This window comes from Acinetobacter sp. 789_lipA (assembly GCF_058242845.1).
Map to the genome: position 1 here is coordinate 45754 of NZ_JBZAYS010000001.1, position 19905 is coordinate 65658.

A 19905-nucleotide genomic window follows, 5' to 3' on the forward strand; every position below is an offset into this window, starting at 1 on the left:
AAGCGGTCTTTCTTTAAGTCTTAAAGACTTATGCAGCTAATGCATCTTTAGCTTTAGAAGCTAAAGCAGCAAATGCGACTGCGTCATGCATAGCGATGTCAGCAAGTACGCGACGGTCGATAATCACTTGAGCTTTTTTCAAGCCAGCGATCATACGGCTGTACGATAAACCATTTAGACGAGCACCAGCATTAATACGCGCAATCCATAGAGCACGGAATTGACGTTTTTTCTGACGACGGTCACGGTAAGCGTATTGACCCGCTTTGATTACTGCTTGGAACGCTACGCGATATACGCGTGAACGAGCGCCGTAGTAACCTTTAGCACGAGCAAGAATTTTTTTATGACGGCGATGAGCCTGTACACCACGTTTTACACGAGCCATTTATAATCTCCTTAGATGTATGGGCACATACGACGAACTGAAGCAACGTCACTCACGTGAACCATTACACAGCCGCGTAATTGACGAATACGCTTAGCAGATTTTTTGGTCAAAATGTGGCGTTTGAACGCTTGTTTACGCTTGAAACCGTTAGCAGTAGCTTTAAAACGCTTAGCTGCACCACGGCGAGTTTTCATCTTAGGCATAACAACCTCTTTTGAACACCTGTTCGGAACGTTTGCACCATTGCAAAACGACCTGCAGGTAAGGGAGCGAATATTCTAATCGAACTTTGTCTAAAACAAAAGCAAATAATCAACAATAAAAGCAAGCTTAGTTTATTTCCCGATAAGCTTTAAGCGATGAATTTATAACCGTGGTTTAGTCCAAGTCGTATAATGCCTCATCCATTCCATACGGTTCCCTTATGAACGCTACACAGGATGCTTTTGCCGCACTCCGATACCGAGACTTTTCTCTTGTTACACTCAATCAATTTTGCCTGACGCTTGCCATTTTAATTCAGGAAATTATTGTGGCGTATTCTTTGTATAAAATCACCAAAGACCCACTCACTCTAGGCTTGATTGGTCTGGCAGAAGCAATCCCCTTTATTGCGCTCTCCTTATGGGGCGGTTATTTTGCAGATCGCTTTAATAAGCAAACCATCATGAAAATCTGCTTATTCTTTGCCATTCCACTGCCCTTGGTTTTATGGGGTTTATTTCATGCTTATGGCTTAAAGCAAATTGAACTCTCCACCCTGTCATGGGGTGTTTATGCCGTGATCTTTGGCCTAGGAACAATTCGGGGGTTCTATAACCCATCTGCAACATCACTCAAACCTTTTTTAATTCCTCGGGAAATTTATGCCAATGGTGCTACATGGACCACCATCGGTTGGCAAAGCGGTGTGATTATTGGCCCGATGCTCGGTGGATTTATGCTGGCATTTTTAGGCCGTGAAACCAGTTTAATCAGTGTAGCGGTACTGCTCAGCCTATGTTTCTTACTCGTCAATCTTTTAAGCAAACGCACTTTTCCTAAAATAGAAACGGAACGTGTACTACAAAGTTTAGGTGAAGGTTTTCGCTTTATTGCTAAAACTAAAATTGTCCTCTGGGCCATCTCACTCGACTTAGTCTCGGTACTGTTTGGTGGTGTGATTGCTTTGCTCCCGATCTTTGCTGAAGATATTTTGAAAATTGGGCCTGAAGGATTGGGCTATTTACGGGCAGCACCTTCGATTGGTGCACTCATCACCATGATTGCGCTGACACGTTTTCCACCCACCCGACATGCATGGCGCAATATGCTGCTTGCTGTTGCAGGTTTTGGCCTATTCACCTTATTGTTCGCATACTCAAACTATCTCTGGCTATCTTTATTTGCTCTTGCTATGACGGGCGCATGTGACAGTATTTCAGTGGTAATTCGTCAGACTATTTTACAAATTTACCCTCCTGAGAATATGCGAGGCCGTGTTGCAGCGGTAAATGGCATGTTTGTGTCGAGTAGCAATGAACTGGGGGCATTTGAGTCAGGTCTTGCAGCAAAATATTTAGGCCCTGTGATTGCAACGGTTTTTGGCAGCAGCATGACGCTCTTGGTGGTCGCACTCAGTTGGGCTAAAACCAAAGACTTATTTGGTGTAGACATCACCCAAGTCGAGCAAAAATAGTTTTAATTTAACAATATAACTTGCGAGTCTTTCTAATTCAGGAAATACTCGCAACAATTATTTAAGTCATGCGCACTGGATGCGTTATAAAAGAAATCGATCATATGAAACCACTCTTCTTGCTCGCATTATCGACACTGCCTTTTCATCTCAGTCATGCAGCTCAGCCACCATTAGAACTCACCATTCAAAAAAGTTCAGCTCAATCGGCGCATTTGACCACGCGTATTCAATGGGTAGATTTTCCCAAACCCCAATATAAAAATAGTGATTTAAATCAACAAAACCGTGCAGCAATTATTCGTGTGTATGCAGATGAAACAGGTGATGTAACCAAAGCCACCGTACAGGAAAGTACTGGGCTCAAAGCTTTGGATGAAAAATTGGTGAATGCTGTGCTTCAAGCCAAAGTAAAACCGTTTATAGAAGACGACACCGCTTTAGCTGTCATTGGTTATCAAGTTTTTAATTTAAACTTAACTCCAGATGATGTCGAAGCATGTAACTATAGCTTTGACTCAAAGAACTGGCGTGCGCAACAACAGCAGCAAAAAGTGCCTTTTCAATATCAGGCTCAACCTACGCTTGCGCTAGATTCAACGCAGTTGAATGGTCATGACCGTCAAATTAAATTTAGCTTTAAAGCCGATAAACACGGCAACATCAAGAAGCCTAAAATTATCAAAGGTTCAGGTATTTACGAGCTTGATCAACAAGTTTTACAAGCCGTTGCAAACAGCAAAGTCAGTGTTAAACGCACGGCAAGTACACTGTGGCTCTATAAAAAGTCTAAATTTAAAGATGCGATTGAATTCGATCTAAATGCTTGTCGTTAAGAATTTAGCATGACACGAGTTTTTACTCACTCGTGTCATCTCTCTAGATAAACTTTAAACCCATTCAGCACATATAAGCATGTGGCTAGTTGGTCTCTGAAAATAATTAGAACTGACTAAACATCCAATACACAAAAAGATAGCGTCCGATTTTCGCAATACTCACCATCACGACAAAACGAACAAAGTTTTCTTTGAGTAATCCTGCAATGAGGGTAATCGGATCACCAATGATGGGAATCCAACTGAGCAATAAAGACCAAAAACCATATTTTTGATAAATACCCTGCGCCTGCAACATCTTTTGCTCTGAGACGGGAAACCATTTTTTATTTTTGTATTGTTCAACTTTCAAGCCGAGCCACCAATTCACACAGCTACCTAGAATATTGCCTAGACTGGCGACAGCTACCAATAACCACACTGGGTACTGCATCTGAGCCAACAATCCCACCAAGACTGCTTCTGACTGTAACGGCAGCAGTGTCGCTGCTCCAAAAGCAGAAAGGAAAAGTAGTCCTAAGGCCCACATCATTTTATGATTTTAAACCCAGCTTTTTCTTGGTTGAGCTATAGGCAAAACCTGACCAGATCAATGCCAGAATCAACAAAGACCAACGCGACCATGAATACTTATCAGCAATCGGTTCAATTGCGGCTCGAAGTACCGCCTGATCTTTGGTATTCAGCAGTTCAATGATTTTTTGAATGTGTACCGCTTCAGCTACAAATAGCACCAAACATCCCGCAACCCCCACAATAATACTGAGATAGATTTTAGGATTCGCTTCAATAATACGGGTTAAATTGAGAAAAAACTCTTTTTTCATTACACTGATGTCCAAACAACCTTTCAACAAAAAAGCCACCCATCGGTGGCTTTAAAGAATGGCTTATACCTTGAAGGTGCTAAGCTTAACACAGTTCAAGTCAGCGCTTCTGTAACTAATTCACTTGAAGCGCCAACGCACGCTGAACTGCAGGACGCGCTTGAATACGCTCCATATAAGCCTTCACATTTGGATAGTCATTTATGTCAACTTGTTGCCATTCATAACGCAAAATCCATGGGAAAATTGCCATATCCGCTATCGAATACTCACCAGCCACATAGTTTTGACCAAAAAGCTGCTTGTCTAGTACAGCATACAAGCGCTTAGTTTCATTGACATAGCGTTCAGTTGCATACGCAATACGTTCGGGAGCAAATTTACTAAAGTGATGGTTCTGTCCAAGCATTGGACCGAAGCCACCCATTTGCCACATTAACCACTGCTCAACCTCAACACGAGACTGTTCATCGCTTGGATAAAACTGCCCTGTTTTACGCCCTAAATACTGCAAAATCGCCCCTGACTCAAACACAGAAATGGCTTCACCTTTGGGACCATCTTGATCCACAATCGCAGGGATTTTATTGTTGGGTGAAATGCGTAGAAAGTCGGGTTGGAACTGATCATTTTCTAAAATATTGATGGGAAAGACTTGATACTCCAAACCCATCTCTTCTAATGCGATGCTAATTTTATGTCCGTTGGGTGTTCCCCAATAGTACAAATCGATCATGTGGTTATCCTGTTACTTTTCTCGTTTTAGTTCATATTGTCGAGGTTTGATACTGTTTATAACATGATTCCAGCCTAGAAACATTAGGTTAAACTGAAATTGAAATCTTAAAATATGCAAGACTAGCTTCATATAAATAGAATAATTATCAACCAAAGAGAATTTTAAAAAAAATCTTATTTTTTAATCTTGAAATTTCATAGAGCATCCAAATATTAAAAGTACAGCAAACATCCACACCGATTATTGCTGTGACAACCATGCTAATCGAGTCGCATAGGTTGCTTATTTATATCACTTTTCCTAATAGTGGAGGTTTTATCAATGAGTAATTTAAGCTTAATGCCATTATTCCGTCGTAGTATCGGTTTTGACCGTTTAAACGATTTGTTTGATCATGCAATGCTCAGTGAAGCACCACATTATCCTGCGTACAATATTGAAAAAGTCGGTGATGATCACTACCGCATTGTCGTAGCTGCGACTGGTTTTAACCAAGATGAGCTCGCGATTGACTTAGAAAATCAGGTACTTAATATTTCAGGTAAACATGCTGATCAGACCAAAGACAATCATGCTGAGTTCTTGCATAAAGGCATCACACAGCGCTCATTTAAATTATCTTTACGTTTAGATGAACACATTGAAGTACAAGAGGCCAATTATGAAAATGGTTTACTCACCATCCAGCTACGACGGATTGTTCCAGAAGAAAAAGCGCCATGCCGAATTCCAATCGGACAAAAGAAATTAACAACTGAAAACACTTCGGCATAGTAATCAACAAAATAAAAAAAGCACTGCATAGGCAGTGCTTTTTTTAAGATCAATGGATCATTACTTTTTCTTTTTAGGACCAAGCAACATACCCATTTGACGACCTTCCATTTTCGGTGCTTGTTCAACTACGCCCAAGTCAGCCACATCTGCTTCAACTTTTTGAAGTTGAGCCAAACCAAGCTGTTGGTGCGCCATTTCACGACCACGGAAACGAAGAGTAATTTTTACTTTGTTGCCTTCTTCAAGGAACTTAGTAATTGCACGTAGTTTTACGTTGTAATCACCAACATCAGTACCCGGGCGGAGTTTGATTTCTTTCACCTGTACTTGATGCTGTTTTTTCTTCGCTTCTTTCTGCTTTTGCTTTAGATCAAACAAATGCTTGTTGAAGTCCATGATTTTACAAACAGGCGGTTCAGCGTTTGCTACGATCTCAACAAGATCAAGCTCAACACTTTCAGCAGCGCGTAATGCTTCTGCCAAGCTAACAATACCTTTTTGCTCACCATTTTCGTCTACAAGACGGACTTCTTTCGCACGAATTTCATCATTCAAAGCAGGACGGTTTGATTTGTTACCGCCCTGTTGATTACGGTCAGGCTGTTTAATCGCTGTTACTCCACAATGTACCGGCCGCGTTCGGCAACGGCTGCTTTTACTAGGTCAACGAAAGCGTCGATTGACATAGTACCCAAATTTGTTCCTGAGCGGGTACGCACGTTCACTGTACCTTCCTCTACCTCACGATCCCCAAGTACCAGTAAGTAAGGAATACGCTCTAATGTACGTTCACGAATCTTAAAGCCGATTTTCTCATTTCTCAAGTCTGAAATCGCACGGAGACCGTTTTCTTTAAGTTTTGCGACGACCTGTTCACTTGCAGCAGCTTGTGAGTCAGTAATATTCATGACACAAGCTTGCACTGGCGCTAACCATGGTGGCATAAAGCCTGCATAGTGCTCAATAAGTATACCAATAAATCGTTCAAAGCTACCAAGAATTGCTCGGTGCAACATTACAGGCTGATCACGATCATTGTCTTCAGTGACATAAGATGCCTCTAAACGTTCAGGCAAATTAAAGTCACACTGGATTGTACCACATTGCCACACACGACCTAAGCAGTCTTTCAGTGAGAATTCAATTTTCGGGCCGTAGAACGCGCCTTCGCCCGGTTGCAACTCCCATTCCAAGCCTGCAGCATCCAAAGCATCTGCCAAAGATTTTTCAGCCATATCCCAAAGTGCATCATCACCCACACGTTTTTCTGGACGTGTAGACAACTTCATTTGTACTTCTTCGAAACCAAAGTCTTTATATACATCTAAAGTCAGTTGAATGAAGTCAGCCACTTCTTGACCAATTTGTTCTTTGGTACAGAAAATGTGTGCATCATCTTGGGTAAAGCCACGCACGCGCATAATGCCGTGCAGTGAACCTGATGGTTCGTTACGGTGACACGAACCGAACTCAGCCAAACGAATTGGCAAATCACGGTATGATTTTAAACCTTGGTTGAACACTTGTACATGACAAGGACAGTTCATCGGTTTAATTGCATAGTTACGGCTTTCTGAATGCGTCGTAAACATACCATCTGCATAGTTTGCAGCATGGCCTGATTTTTCCCAAAGCGTGAAATCAACCACTTGCGGGGTACGAATTTCAAGGTAACCATTATCTTGTTGTACTTTGCGCATGTATTGTTCAAGCACTTGATAAATGGTCCAACCGTTTGGATGCCAGAACACCATACCTGGTGCTTCTTCTTGCATATGGAACAGGTCTAAAGCTTTACCAATTTTACGGTGGTCACGCTTTTCAGCTTCTTCAATACGTTTGATATACGCTGCAAGCTGTTTTTTGTCTGCCCACGCTGTACCATAAATACGTTGTAACTGTTCATTCTTCGCATCGCCACGCCAGTAAGCGCCTGACATTTTAGTCAACTTGAATGCTTTTAAAAATTTAGTATTTGGCACGTGTGGACCACGGCACATATCCAAATAATCTTGATGGTAGTACAAGCCCATTTCTGTTTCTTCAGGCATGTCTGCAATCAAGCGTAATTTATAATCTTCACCACGCGCTGTGAATTCTGCAATCACCTCATCACGTGGTGTCATTTTTTTGATGACATCATAGTCTTGATCGATGAGCTTTTTCATGCGCTCTTCAATGGCTACCATGTCTTCTGGCGTAAATGGCTTTGCGCTAAAAATATCGTAATAGAAGCCATCTTCAATGACAGGACCAATCACCATTTTCGCTTCAGGGAACAATTGCTTAACCGCATGTCCCACCAAGTGAGCGCAAGAGTGACGAATGATTTCGACACCTTCTTCGTCTTTAGGCGTAATAATTTGAAGGCTGGCATCCGTGGTAATCAAGTCAGATGCATCGACTAAACGACCATCGACTTTTCCTGCAACTGTATTTTTCGCAAGACCCGGACCGATGCTCAGTGCAACGTCCATCACAGATACAGCTTGATCAAATTGTTTTTGATCGCCATTTGGCAAAGTGATAATTGGCATAAAAAATCCTTAAGGAGTGATGCCCCGTACCATGGAGCATATCACCGCGAGATTATGATCGAGGTAAAACCTCAAAAGATAAAAACGGTGGATAAATAAAATCAGTCGAATTTTACACGTGTTATCCACAGGATTAAACCTTTTCCCCTATAAAATTCACGTTTCAGCGCATTTTGAATTTATTTGCCAGTCCCACAGCATCACTAAAATGAGGGAATTGATGTGCCGCAATCCTTATCGCTACATTTTATAATGACTCTATCGGTCACTTTTTATTGAACAATACAGCAACACAAGCATACACATTTTGCTTAAAAAGCAGGCTAAAATCTAACTAAAAGGGTTTATATCGCACAGAATCCATAGATTCAGTTTAGATAAACTAAACAAAAAAAATTCAATAAATTCATCTAAAAAGAGCAACTCGACTAAAGCATAAATGCAAGATGGCTGAAAAATGCATATCTTTTAATCAATGGAAAAATAATACTGAATCTGGAGTGATCAACATGGTGAGTGCTTATGATGAGTTACCAAGAACCCCCGCAAACTTTGTGGCTTTGTCACCGCTGCGTTATTTAGAACGAGCTGCTTATATTTACCCTCATCAAGATGCCATCATTCATGGGCACCGCCATATTTCATGGCGTGAAACTTACCTTCGCTGCTGCCAATTTGCCTCACAATTACAAAAACTGGGAATCACAAAAAACGATACTGTCTCTGTTTTGCTGCCCAATGTCCCTGCAATGATCGAAGCACATTTTGCAGTCCCAATGGCAGGTGCTGTCCTCAACACATTGAACACGCGCTTAGATGCCAAAACCATCGCATTTATGCTTGATCATGCAGAAACCAAAGTCTTATTGGTGGATCCAGAGTTTGCATCGGTTGCACAAGAAGCCTTGGCTTTGGTCGGACGCGATATTTTCGTGATTGATGTAGATGATGCTGAGTACGAAAACTGTTTTGCAGCCCCGATTGGGCAAATCGAGTATGAAGACTGGTTAACCGAAGGCGATGACAACTTTGAATGGCATTTACCTCAAGATGAATGGGATGCCATTAGCCTTAACTACACCTCTGGCACCACAGGCAACCCAAAAGGCGTGGTTTATCACCACCGTGGCGCTTATATCAATGCAGCCAGTAACATCATTGCTTGCGGCATGACACCACGTGCGACCTACTTGTGGACCCTCCCCCTGTTTCACTGCAACGGTTGGTGCTTTGCATGGACTATGGCAGCCAATGGTGGCACCAACATTTGTTTACGTAAAATTGACCCTGAACTCATTTTTAAACTCATCGCTGAACACAAAGTCGATTATTTCTGCGGTGCGCCGATTGTGTTATCAATGCTGATCAATACCCCTGAAGAGCAACGGGTTCACTTTGAGCATCGCGTTGAAGTGATGGTGGCAGGTGCTGCACCGCCTGCTGCAATTATTGAGGGCATGCGTCATATTGGCATCAATGTCACCCATGTCTACGGTCTCACTGAAACCTATGGTCCTTCTGCGCTTTGTGCCTCTCAAGCAGGTTGGTCAGACTTATCGATTCAAGAACAAGCGCAACTGCACTCACGCCAAGGTGTACCGTACCCACTGCAAGATGGCATGAAAGTCCTTGATCCAGATACCATGCAACCTGTACCGCATGACGGTCAGACCATGGGCGAAATTATGTTCCGTGGCAACATTGTGATGAAAGGTTATCTCAAAAACCCTGAAGCGACCGCAGAAGCCTTTGCAGGTGGTTGGTTTCATACAGGCGATCTTGCAGTCTGCCAACCCGATGGCTATGCCAAAATTACTGACCGCTCTAAAGATGTCATTATTTCTGGAGGTGAAAATATCTCATCACTAGAAGTTGAAGAAATCCTCTATCAACATCCTGCTATTTTAACGGCTGCGGTGGTCGCGAAACCCGATCCTCGCTGGCAAGAAGTGCCCTGTGCATTTATTGAGCTCAAAGCAGGTAAAGAAATCACACCTGAGGAAATCATTGAATTCTGTAAGCAACATCTGGCACGTTTTAAAGTACCGAAAGATGTAGTGATTACAGAAATTCCAAAAACGTCGACAGGCAAGTTACAGAAATTTGTTCTACGCGATTGGGCCAAAGAGCGTGCAACGGGCGAGTTTAGCTAAACATTCAGCAGTCTATACAAGCAAATATTCTCAAAAAAAAGCGACCGTTAAGGTCGCTTTTTTTATGTCTAAATGACTTAATTATCTGAAATTAAAGCCACTTGCTGGATGTAGTTAAACAACTTCAAACGTGAAGCTTTAAGTTGTTCTTCATCAGCCTGCTGTTTGATATCACGGTGAATACGCAATACATGCTGACGAATGGTATGACGTTCCGCGGCATTATAAGTTTTGGAAAACTCATTAATGACCACATCACCATCTTTGATCATACGATCAACCCAACGCTGTAATTGAGCAGTTTTTTTCGCGCCTTGTTGCGGTGTCAAATAAGACAAAATCACCGTTTCATCTTCATTACGCAACAACTTCCCAATGCGTAAAAATTGGCGACGACGAGCTTCATTTGATGTAATTAGTTTCACATCCAAAAGGGCTTCAATCAAACGCTCTTCAACAGGTAAGTTTTGAATTTGTTTAGTGTTCAACTCTGCAAGTTGAGAACCCAAAGATGCCATACGTTGTACGGCTTTTTTCTGTTCAGTTTTACTTGCACGTCCTTCTAAAGATTCAAAGTCTTCTTCAGTAAAACTATGCGGTCGACGTGCCACGATTAATCTGCCTCGTAAAATTTTGCTGCAAATAGTGCCTGAATCTCAGATAAAGCTTGTTCTTCATCTGCGCCTTCAAGCACCAAGCGTAAAGTGGTGCCCTTTCCTGCGCCTAGCATCAGGAGGGACATAATATTTTTGGCATCCACCAATTTGTCTCCTTTTCCAATTTGAATTGAAGAACGGAATTTGGTGGTCACTTCAATGAGCTTGCCAGATGCACGCGCATGTAACCCTAGTTTATTAATTACGTCAACAGTTGTGTCAATCATGCCCAGTGCTTCATTTCTCGATGGAGGACCTGAATAGACCATTTTGCCTCAAGGGCTTTTTTTAGTCTATCCACAATATATACAGAGCGATGCTGCCCACCCGTACAACCAATTGACACGGTCATATAGTGACGATGCCCTTCAGCAAAAGCTGGTAACCATTTATCTAAAAACTTATAAATATCTTGGAACATTTCGTGCGTTTGCTCACTTTGTTCCAAAAATTTTTGCACAGGAGCATCTAGTCCTGAATACTTCCTCAGTTCTAAATCCCAATGGGGATTGGGTAAATGTCGAACATCAAACACATAGTCAGCATCCAACGGAATACCGTGTTTAAAGCCAAAAGACTGCAAAATCAAAATCAGGTTATCTGACTGCCCCAATTTTGACAGCAAGGTATGCTTTAAATCATGCACACTTTTATCGGTGGTATCAATATGCACAGTTGAGCGCAAATTAATCGGCAATAAAAGGGTTTTCTCTTCTTGAATGCACTGATTCAAACTTTGAAAGCGTGTCGCCAACGGATGTGGACGACGTGAAGCACTAAAGCGCGCAATCAGCTCTTGGTCACGTGTGGTCAAATAAATAATATCGACCGTACCATGCCTTTGCAATTGTTCAAACACCAAATCGAATTCTTGCAAATCTGCACGTGTACTGCGTACATCCACACCAAGCGCCAATTGCTCAAGGTTATTTTCCCGATCCAGTTTAGCCACAATCTCTGGGAGTAAGGCCAAAGGCAAATTATCAATACAGTAATAACCGAGGTCTTCCAATACTTGTAATGCAGAGGATTTACCCGAACCAGACTGTCCTGTAACAATTAAAATGCGCTTCATCTTAATCCTTTGAGAGGTGAGCTTGACTAAATATGTTTCACTTTCAAGTTATCAATTAAACGAGTTGCCCCGAGTTTTGCCGCAACAAAAAGCACCACATCTTGGTCAAACGCATCCAATTTCTGCAATGCAGGTGTGCGTGCTTCCACATAATCCACAACAAAACCAGCCTGTGTCAATGTCGCCTTTATATTTGCTAACACATCAGCTAAAGCGGTACCAGTTTGTAGCGACTGTTCTGCAGCTTTTAAACTTTGATAAATGGTCGGTGCTTTTTGACGGTTTTCTTCGCTTAAATAACCATTACGTGAACTTAAAGCCAAACCATCTTCTGCACGTGCAATTGCCACACCCATCACTTCAAGCGGCATATTCAAATCACGAACAAACTGACGAATCACAGCCAACTGTTGATAGTCTTTTTCACCAAAGAAAGCAAAATTAGGTTGCACAATATTGAACAGTTTCGTCACCACAACAGCGACACCATCAAAATGACCTGGGCGTTGTAGACCACACAAATCATTGGTGATATCTGAAACAGTAATATTGGTCAAACGTGGACTGTTGCCATACATTTGCTCAACCGATGGTGCAAACACGATGTCACAACCAACCTCGGCCAACAAGCGCTGATCTTGTTCCAAGGTGCGTGGGTAACTGTCAAAATCCTCATTGGGTCCAAATTGAATCGGATTCACAAAAATGCTGACTACAACCACATCACAGAGTTTTTTCGCTTCGCGTACAAGGTTCAAATGCCCCTGATGCAAGTTGCCCATGGTCGGGACGAAACCAATACTTTTTCGAGCCGTTCGCGCAGGGTTCAATGATGCTGATAGGCCTTGGATCGTGGTTTCAGTTTTCATGTTTTACAGCTCGACTTGGAATGTTTGTTCTTTTGCAGGGAATGAGCTATCTAGCACCGCTGCATGGTATGCCTTGAACGCATCCAAAATTGCCGTTTCCCCTGCTTGTTCTTTCATAAAGTTACGCACAAATTTTGCAACACGACCAAAAGTCAGTCCAAGCATGTCTTGTACCACCAAGACTTGACCATCGGTATCCACACCTGCGCCAATGCCAATGACAGGTACATGTGGGAACAACTCACTAATTTCTTTGCCGAGCTGCGCAGGTACACACTCTAATAACAGCACCGCAGCGCCCGCATCAACCACCGCTTGGCAGTCCGCAATCAGTTGGTCTGCCGCTTCACGTGTACGTGCTTGTAATTTATAGCCACCAAACACATGTACAGACTGTGGGGTTAAACCTAAATGTACACATACAGGAATACCGGTCCGTGTCAAAACCTGAACCGTTTCAGCCAGCCATGCTCCACCTTCGACTTTGACCATTTGCGCGCCCGCTTGCATCACTACTTTTGAGCTTTGCAAAGCATCATTTAAGGTGGCATAGCTCATAAACGGTAAGTCAGTCATGATCAAGGCATGCTGGTTACCACGGCGTACAGCTGCGGTATGGTAAGCCATATCTTCAACTGTAACAGGCAAAGTGGAATCACGACCTTGAATGGCCATACCGAGCGAATCGCCAATTAAAATGGTATCAATTTCAGCAAGTTCCATTGCCTTTGCCATACTTGCATCATAGCAAGTCAGGCAGGAAAATTTGCGACCTTCTGCTTTAAATTTTCTTAAGTCATTTAAACTAATCATCAAACTATTCCTTTCAACATCTTTAGCTCGGCTAAATTAAATCTCTGCCCAATTGCCTGCATCCAGCACGCTCAACGTGGGTTGTTGTACAACAGGCAACTGTTTCAACGCAATACCATCAATGTGTAAATCTGGGTCTAAATCCAGCAATGGAATCAACACAAAATCACGCTCCATCACACCGACATGTGGCACAGTTAAGCGTTCATGCTGAATTTTCTCTTCTGCATAGATCAGTAAATCTAAATCTAAAGTACGTTCACCCCAATGGCGTAAACGTACACGTCCCGACTCTTGTTCAAAACGTTGCAATTCATCCAGCAAGGCCAACGGTGCCAAGTTTGTGCTGAGTTGCACCACGGCATTTAAATAATTGGGTTGGTCTTGCGGCCCCATCGGTGGGCTTTGATACAGCTTGGAGATCTTCACATCGCCAAGACTAGCCAACTTGTGCACCGCTTCAGTCAAAATCACTTTAGAGTCGCCTAAGTTGCTACCTAGACCAATATACGTGACGATGCTCATTGTGTCGGTCCAAAAATCACGCTGCTTAAATCACGCTGAACACGTTTACGTTTTAAAATTGGGTGATCTGCGCCAATCTCGGTTGAGCTGTGACCTGTTCCCTTACCAGTCTGGGTACGGGCTTCAGCGTGTTGCTTCGGTTTACGTGCACGGCGACTGCGTGATTCTTGCTCTTGCACCAAAGGCTCAATTTCATGACTTACCGTTTTGGCAATCGCCGCTTCTTCAGCACTTGCTTTACCACTGCGACGTGATTTTGCACGTTGGCGGTTATATTGGCTGATGGCACGTTCTTTTTCATCGGTGCTCATCAACTGATAGGCATCCCACCACTGTCCCATGCCGAGCGTACCCTCATCACCGGATTTTTCGCGAAGCAACAAGAAGTCAAAGCCTGCACGGAAACGTGCATGGCTAGATAAGGCTTGAATTTGCTGTGCTTTCGGGTTGAGTAGTCGAGTTTGCATTTCCCACACTTCACGAATGAAGGTTTCGGCAAAGCGCGGAATAATAGTACGCGTGGCTTGGCGTTTTAATACATCAAGTCCCGCTTGTGCACGAGCTTCAGCCGCAACCATACCTTTACTGCTATAAAACTCACAACGCTCTAAGAACGGCTGCCATAACAACACCGCATAGAAAAATGCTGGGTTGATGGTTTTGCCCACTTGAATACGCTGATCGGTATTTTTAGCGGCACGTTCAATAAATGGGGTGATATTCGGTTGGATATCTGCAAATAACTGCTTCCAAATGCCGAAATCGATCAACATTGGCAACACACGATTTAAATGTCCCATCGTGAACAACTTCTGAGATTCATCATACAAACGGTGCGGCGAAACATCACGCAGTAACTGCGTCATTTCCAAGGTAAAAACGTCAAGAATTTGCTGATCAATTGAGAAACCTAATTTTGCAGCAAAACGTAAAGTCCGCAGCATTCGCACAGGATCTTCTTCAAAACGTGTTTGTGCATCGCCCAGTAGACGTAAGGTTTTATCTTTAATGTCATCCACAGCATGACAGAAATCTAAGACAACGCCCTTACGTGGCTGATAGTACATCGCATTAATTGAAAAGTCGCGGCGGGCAAAGTCTTGCTCAATCGTACCCCAATTGTTATCACGCAAAATCATGCCTTGTGCAGAGGTGACTTCTTTCTTCGGCGGTGCACGGAAAGTTGCAACTTCAACCAACTCACGACCTGAATAGACATGAGCCAGCTCAAAACGGCGCCCGATAATACGGCAACGTCGTCCGAAAACTTCTTTTACCTGTGACGGTGTTGCATTGGTCACTGCATCAAAATCTTTGGGATTTAGGCCAAGCATCATGTCGCGGACACCGCCACCGACGATATACGCTTCATAGCCTGCCTTAGTTAATGCATCGATCACATCTAAAATGTAAGAAGGTAATTGAGCGGTTGATAAACCACATTTTGACGCGCGCAAAGTTTGCAAAAGCCGCTGTCTCCTACGCCTAAACGTAAAATTCTAAGATGACGCTAATCATATATCTAACACAATCAAAGGGCAATTTGATTATCGAAAGCAAAGCAGGATTCTGATCAATTCACCAATAAATGACACCGCTTTTTTCACAAGCCCAAACGAGTTTTATTTTTTGCAAAAATTGCCGGTCCAATCCCGCGCACCTGTTGTAGTTCATCTATGGTCTTAAATGGCCCTTGTTTCTGGCGATAGGCCACAATTGCCTGTGCCTTTTTTAAACCCACACCCTGAAGCTGCTGTAATTGATCGACACTGGCTTGATTTAAACTAATTTTATTTGCGCTCAACACAGGTTGAGCCTGAACAGGAGACACAGCACGTTTCACGCTCTTTGGCGCTTGAATACGATCATCCCACGCCTGCTGCTCTGCTTTCCAGTTCAGGTAGTTCTGATCAAAAGACTGTGCATAACTACTGGGTACCCAAGCCAGTAGACTCAGTAATAACAACGCAATGATCAACAAACTTACTTTTATTTTTATCAATTCAAGCCACCATTTTTATTATTTCAGTTGTAATTTGGCTTGCTCCCACAGTTGATCCATTTCTTCTAAGGACATCTGCTCAATCTTTTTTTGTTGTTGCAAAGCTTGATCTTCAATGAAAGCAAAACGAGTACGAAATTTATGAATCGTACTCAAAAGCGACATTTCGCTTGAGACGCCCAGTTTACGCCCAACATTGATCATTGAAAATAAACAATCGCCAAATTCATCTGCTATTTCATCGGAATTTTGCTGTTGAACCGCATGTTTCAATTCAGCTAATTCTTCTTCAAGCTTGGTATAAGCGCCTGCTACATCAGGAAAGTCAAAACCGATTTGTGCTGCATTTTTTTGAATCTGTTCCGCTTGTTGTAAGGCTGGACCATGTTTGATGCTGTCTAATCGTGACTGTGCCTTACCCTGCTTTTCCTGTTGTTTAATTTGCTTCCAAAGCTCGCCTACATCTTCGGCAGACAAAGCTGAAAACTGCTGTGCTTGAAAGACATGGGGATGACGACGAATCAGTTTTTCTGTGATGGCATGAACCACATCTTGAAAATTAAAAGCCCCTTGCTCGGCATACATCTGTGACTGGAACACCACCTGTAACAGTAAATCCCCCAACTCATCGCGTACCTCATCAGCTTTACCTGAACGCACAGCGGCTTCAACTTCATAAGCCTCTTCAATAGCATAGCGGGTTAAACTTTCTGGGGTTTGCTGTTGATCCCATGGACACTTTTCACGTAATTCACGCATCACGTTCAGCAATTGTTCCATGTTTATCTCTCTTCAAAAATCATATTGATAAAAATTACATTATGACGGCATTCATTTGTTATGCTCAATCCAATCACAACAATAACATCAAGAAAAAGAGCAACAAGGAGCAGTTTCAATGCGCAGTATTTTGATTAGCGGTGCAGCCCAAGGTATTGGTGCAGCGATCGCCCGCTTATTTTATGCACATCAGTACAAAGTGGGAATTTATGACATCAATAGCGCTCAAGCCCAACAGCTGGCAGCCAGCCTCGGCCCGAATGCCAAAGCAGGGCAGCTCGATGTTTCCAACTATCAAGACTGGCAAACTGCTTTAGCCGAGTTTGTCACATGGGCAGGCGAGCTCAATATCTTGGTCAATAATGCAGGAATTCTATTCTCAGGGCCTTTTGAACACACAGAGATCAGCGCACATCACAAAACCATGTCGATCAATGTCAATGGTGTACTGAATGGCTGCCACGCTGCATTACCCTACCTCAAACAAGCGAATTTTGCTCGTATCATCAACCTTTCATCGGCTTCAGCCATCTATGGTCAAGCTGATTTGGTCTCGTACTCTGCCAGTAAGTTTGCGGTACGCGGCATCACCGAAGGCTTAGATACCGAATGGCAGAAATATGGCATTCGCGTGTTGGATGTGATGCCTCTATTTGTACAAACTGCCATGGTGCAAGATATGCAAGCGAAGAGTATTCAAAACATGGGGGTACACTTAACTGCAGAAGATGTAGCGCAACACGTTTTCCAACGTGCTGTTGCAAAAGATACGACACTCACTGCAACGCATCAAGCCGTGGGTGCCAGAGCCAAGCTTTTATTTCAACTGAGTAAAATCAGCCCCCAATTTCTCAATCGCCTGACCAACTTGTACCTTTCCAAATAAAAAGAGCCTGCAATTGCAGGCTCTTTCTTTTCAATTCGCTTAGTTACCTTGCACCAAACGACGCGCACTAATGATGCCTGGTTGTTGCTCCAATCGTGCCAACAGTTTTGATAGTTGCGATAAACCTTTCACTTCAATCAACAATTTCATATTGGCAATACCGTCTGCTTCAGAGATGGTATTAACCTGACGAATATTGATTTGATCGGAGAAAATCACTTGAGTCAAATCTTTGAGCAAACCACGGCGATCATAAGCTTCCACCACAATTTGCACACTCTGACCACGCGTTGGCTGCATTTCCCAGTCGGCTTCTACTGCACGTTCAGGTTCATTTTGAATCATGCGTAAGTAGTCAGGACACGCCACTTTATGGATGCTCACCCCACGGTTCAAGGTGATATAACCCGCAATTGACTCACCATGCACAGGCTGACAACACTGCGCCACATGCAGCTCAACGTTATCTAAACCATCAATCAGAATGCCATGCGCTGACAAGGTATGACTAGCACGTGGATTCAACGTCGGCTTCAGCACCAGTTCAGGTTCGTCCTGATCCAAATGCATATGGCGGTTCACCTGATTGATCAAGGCATGCAGACTAATGTCACCATTGACCAGTGCAATCAGAATATCTTCACCCGCTTTGACATTGAAATGATTGCAGTAATCATTCAAATCAATACTTTTTGGGTGAATTGCCAAACGTGAAAGTTCTTTGTTGAGCAGGTCACGGCCCACTTCCAAGTTTTTGCTGCGGTCTTGTTGTCTAAACCAATGACGCAGCTTGTCACGCGCACGTGCCGTCTTGATATAACCTAAAGAGTTCACCAACCAATCACGGTTTGGCTCACGGTCTTTCTTGGTTAAAATCTCAACTTGCTCACCCGTTTTTAAGGTATAAGTCAGCGGAACATAACGCTGATTCACCCGCGCGGCATAACACTTATTACCGACTTGAGTGTGCACATGATAAGCAAAGTCGAGTACGGTCGAACCACGTGGGAGCTCTTTAATATCTCCATCACGGCTAAATACATAAATCTTCTCAAAGTCTTCAAAATCTTGAATTTGCTCAAAATTTTCAGAGTCTTCATCAGACTTATGTACATTCGCATCATTGCGCTCTTGATAGTGTTCAAGTACTGCACGCAATGAATGTAAACGATGGTTAAAAGAGCGATCAGTATTCTTACCGCCCTCTTTATAGTTAAAGTGCGAACACACCCCAAGCTCTGCTTCTTCATGCATGCTCTTGGTACGAATCTGAACTTCCAGTGATTTGTTTTCCGCAATCACAGCCGTATGCAGTGAGCGGTAACCATTGGCTTTGGGATTGGTAATATAGTCATCAAACTGATGCGGTATATGCCGCCAAATTTGATGCACAATCCCCAGCGAGTGGTAGCACTCAGGTACGGTTTTAACCAAGACTCGAACGGCACGAATGTCATAGAGCTGATCGAAGCTCAGGTTCTTACTTTTCATTTTTCGATAAATCGAATAAATGTGTTTTACCCTGCCACTAATTTCAGCTTCAATACCATGCTCATTCAAAGATGCACGCAATGTATCAATCACAAACTGAATATATTGCTCACGCTCCAGTCGCTTTTCATTCAGCAGCGTCGCAATTTCTTTATAGCGATCGGGTGCTAAATAGCGAAAGGCTAAATCTTCCAGTTCCCACTTTAACTGCGCAATCCCTAAACGGTGTGCCAGAGGTGAGTAAATGGTTAAGATTTCTCGTGCTACACGCTCTTGACGTTCTTTAGATGAAGTCGCCAATTCACGCAGTGCATAAGTTCGCTCAGCCAATTTGATCAGTACAACGCGCACGTCTTCCGTCACTGAAATCAACATTTTATAAATGCCGTTTAAGTGCTCGCGCTGATTGTTATTAAAGTGATCTTCGAGGCGTTTATTCTGCTCAATGAGGTCGGACAACTTACCCATGGCCAAAGTGCCTTTGACCAGTGCATGCACTTGTTCGCCAAAATGCTCTTGCACTTCCGCCAATGGAATCACGCCTTCGCGTACACCACGATAGAGCATCGCAGCAGCCAAGGTGTCTTCATCGACATGTAAATGGGCCAGAATATCCGCCATTTCAATACCGGTATAAAAGGTATTGGAACGATGATTAACCGTGGTTTCTAACTCTTTTTGTAAAGTCAAATTGGCAACTTCTTCGAGTTGCTCAAGCTTCGCATCATCTAATATGCTTCGAACACGATCTAACCATTCAGCCAAATCATGTTGAGCTTGTTCGGCATGCTCTACAGTCGCCTCCTGAGACAACTCATTAAGTCGCCCAGGTAGTTGCTCACGTACTGTGACCATACCCTTCTCCTA

The 19905-nt window shown here is 43.1% G+C and carries 22 protein-coding genes; 5 read left to right on the top strand and 17 right to left on the bottom strand.

Features of this window, described 5'->3' with window-relative positions:
• Positions 1-28 precede the first annotated feature (28 nt).
• Together rplT and rpmI are read right to left on the bottom strand one after the other, a co-directional pair.
• Positions 29-388 (bottom strand): 50S ribosomal protein L20, encoded by a 360-nt coding sequence (gene rplT, locus AC4CUZ_RS00225; RefSeq protein ID WP_004692276.1) that lies wholly within the window; start codon positions 386-388, stop codon positions 29-31.
• A gap of 11 nt (positions 389-399) precedes the next feature.
• Positions 400-594, bottom strand: coding sequence for a 50S ribosomal protein L35 (gene rpmI, locus AC4CUZ_RS00230; RefSeq protein ID WP_004278281.1), 195 nt, complete (start codon positions 592-594; stop codon positions 400-402).
• 221 nt (positions 595-815) lie between these two features.
• Here rpmI and AC4CUZ_RS00235 point away from each other — a divergent pair, with 221 nt between their 5' ends.
• On the top strand, positions 816-2069 hold the full coding sequence (locus AC4CUZ_RS00235; protein ID WP_114836799.1) for an MFS transporter: 1254 nt from the start codon (positions 816-818) through the stop codon (positions 2067-2069).
• 104 nt (positions 2070-2173) lie between these two features.
• Positions 2174-2905 (top strand): energy transducer TonB, encoded by a 732-nt coding sequence (locus tag AC4CUZ_RS00240; protein ID WP_114836798.1) that lies wholly within the window; start codon positions 2174-2176, stop codon positions 2903-2905.
• Positions 2906-3011: 106 nt separating this feature from the next.
• On the opposite strand, the gene AC4CUZ_RS00245 is transcribed toward AC4CUZ_RS00240, so the two are convergent.
• From AC4CUZ_RS00245 to AC4CUZ_RS00255, 3 genes are all read right to left on the bottom strand, one after another.
• The gene (locus AC4CUZ_RS00245; RefSeq protein WP_114836797.1) at positions 3012-3440 is read right to left on the bottom strand and encodes a YqaA family protein; all 429 of its coding nucleotides are present in this window, start codon (positions 3438-3440) and stop codon (positions 3012-3014) included.
• A 1-nt stretch (position 3441) separates the two neighbouring features.
• Positions 3442-3735 carry a hypothetical protein gene (locus AC4CUZ_RS00250; RefSeq protein ID WP_419380888.1) on the bottom strand — a complete coding sequence of 98 codons (294 nt, stop codon included), beginning with the start codon at positions 3733-3735 and terminating at the stop codon, positions 3442-3444.
• A 115-nt stretch (positions 3736-3850) separates the two neighbouring features.
• Positions 3851-4471: a glutathione binding-like protein gene (locus tag AC4CUZ_RS00255; RefSeq protein ID WP_419380889.1), complete on the bottom strand. Its 621-nt coding sequence runs from the start codon at positions 4469-4471 to the stop codon at positions 3851-3853.
• A 324-nt stretch (positions 4472-4795) separates the two neighbouring features.
• Here AC4CUZ_RS00255 and AC4CUZ_RS00260 point away from each other — a divergent pair, with 324 nt between their 5' ends.
• Entirely contained in the window at positions 4796-5248 is a 453-nt protein-coding gene (locus AC4CUZ_RS00260) for an Hsp20 family protein (protein WP_490747126.1), read from the top strand.
• A 60-nt stretch (positions 5249-5308) separates the two neighbouring features.
• Here the strand turns inward: AC4CUZ_RS00260 and infC are convergent, their stop codons facing one another.
• Positions 5309-5860, bottom strand: a complete 552-nt coding sequence (gene infC, locus AC4CUZ_RS00265) for a translation initiation factor IF-3 (protein WP_078425166.1) — start codon at positions 5858-5860, stop codon at positions 5309-5311.
• A 5-nt stretch (positions 5861-5865) separates the two neighbouring features.
• Positions 5866-7788: a threonine--tRNA ligase gene (gene thrS / locus AC4CUZ_RS00270; RefSeq protein ID WP_419282563.1), complete on the bottom strand. Its 1923-nt coding sequence runs from the start codon at positions 7786-7788 to the stop codon at positions 5866-5868.
• A gap of 509 nt (positions 7789-8297) precedes the next feature.
• Here thrS and AC4CUZ_RS00275 point away from each other — a divergent pair.
• The gene (locus AC4CUZ_RS00275; RefSeq protein ID WP_419380896.1) at positions 8298-9941 is read left to right on the top strand and encodes an acyl-CoA synthetase; all 1644 of its coding nucleotides are present in this window, start codon (positions 8298-8300) and stop codon (positions 9939-9941) included.
• Between the two features lie 77 nt (positions 9942-10018).
• Here AC4CUZ_RS00275 and yjgA read toward each other — a convergent pair whose 3' ends face one another.
• The 9 genes from yjgA to mazG all read right to left on the bottom strand — a co-directional run bounded on the left by yjgA (position 10019) and on the right by mazG (position 16661).
• Positions 10019-10552, bottom strand: a complete 534-nt coding sequence (gene yjgA, locus AC4CUZ_RS00280) for a ribosome biogenesis factor YjgA (protein WP_004979168.1) — start codon at positions 10550-10552, stop codon at positions 10019-10021.
• 2 nt (positions 10553-10554) lie between these two features.
• Positions 10555-10824 (bottom strand): HPr family phosphocarrier protein, encoded by a 270-nt coding sequence (locus AC4CUZ_RS00285; RefSeq protein WP_010325935.1) that lies wholly within the window; start codon positions 10822-10824, stop codon positions 10555-10557.
• On the bottom strand, positions 10821-11672 hold the full coding sequence (rapZ, locus tag AC4CUZ_RS00290; protein WP_004692298.1) for an RNase adapter RapZ: 852 nt from the start codon (positions 11670-11672) through the stop codon (positions 10821-10823). Before rapZ ends, AC4CUZ_RS00285 begins: the two co-directional genes overlap by 4 nt.
• 26 nt (positions 11673-11698) lie before the next feature.
• On the bottom strand, positions 11699-12541 hold the full coding sequence (gene panC / locus AC4CUZ_RS00295; protein WP_004979164.1) for a pantoate--beta-alanine ligase: 843 nt from the start codon (positions 12539-12541) through the stop codon (positions 11699-11701).
• Between the two features lie 3 nt (positions 12542-12544).
• Positions 12545-13354 (bottom strand): 3-methyl-2-oxobutanoate hydroxymethyltransferase, encoded by an 810-nt coding sequence (gene panB / locus AC4CUZ_RS00300; RefSeq protein WP_419380890.1) that lies wholly within the window; start codon positions 13352-13354, stop codon positions 12545-12547.
• Between the two features lie 36 nt (positions 13355-13390).
• Positions 13391-13879 carry a 2-amino-4-hydroxy-6-hydroxymethyldihydropteridine diphosphokinase gene (folK, locus tag AC4CUZ_RS00305; protein ID WP_419380891.1) on the bottom strand — a complete coding sequence of 163 codons (489 nt, stop codon included), beginning with the start codon at positions 13877-13879 and terminating at the stop codon, positions 13391-13393.
• On the bottom strand, positions 13876-15345 hold the full coding sequence (gene pcnB / locus AC4CUZ_RS00310; RefSeq protein WP_419380892.1) for a polynucleotide adenylyltransferase PcnB: 1470 nt from the start codon (positions 15343-15345) through the stop codon (positions 13876-13878). Before pcnB ends, folK begins: the two co-directional genes overlap by 4 nt.
• A 137-nt stretch (positions 15346-15482) precedes the next feature.
• Positions 15483-15881, bottom strand: a complete 399-nt coding sequence (locus AC4CUZ_RS00315; protein ID WP_114836792.1) for a ComEA family DNA-binding protein — start codon at positions 15879-15881, stop codon at positions 15483-15485.
• Between the two features lie 18 nt (positions 15882-15899).
• The gene (mazG, locus tag AC4CUZ_RS00320; RefSeq protein WP_114836791.1) at positions 15900-16661 is read right to left on the bottom strand and encodes a nucleoside triphosphate pyrophosphohydrolase; all 762 of its coding nucleotides are present in this window, start codon (positions 16659-16661) and stop codon (positions 15900-15902) included.
• A gap of 118 nt (positions 16662-16779) precedes the next feature.
• Here mazG and AC4CUZ_RS00325 point away from each other — a divergent pair, with 118 nt between their 5' ends.
• Complete coding sequence (locus AC4CUZ_RS00325; RefSeq protein ID WP_078388728.1) at positions 16780-17547, top strand: SDR family oxidoreductase; 768 nt, start codon at positions 16780-16782, stop codon at positions 17545-17547.
• Between the two features lie 39 nt (positions 17548-17586).
• Here the strand turns inward: AC4CUZ_RS00325 and AC4CUZ_RS00330 are convergent, their stop codons facing one another.
• Positions 17587-19893, bottom strand: a complete 2307-nt coding sequence (locus tag AC4CUZ_RS00330; protein ID WP_004979149.1) for a RelA/SpoT family protein — start codon at positions 19891-19893, stop codon at positions 17587-17589.
• Positions 19894-19905: the final 12 nt, after the last annotated feature.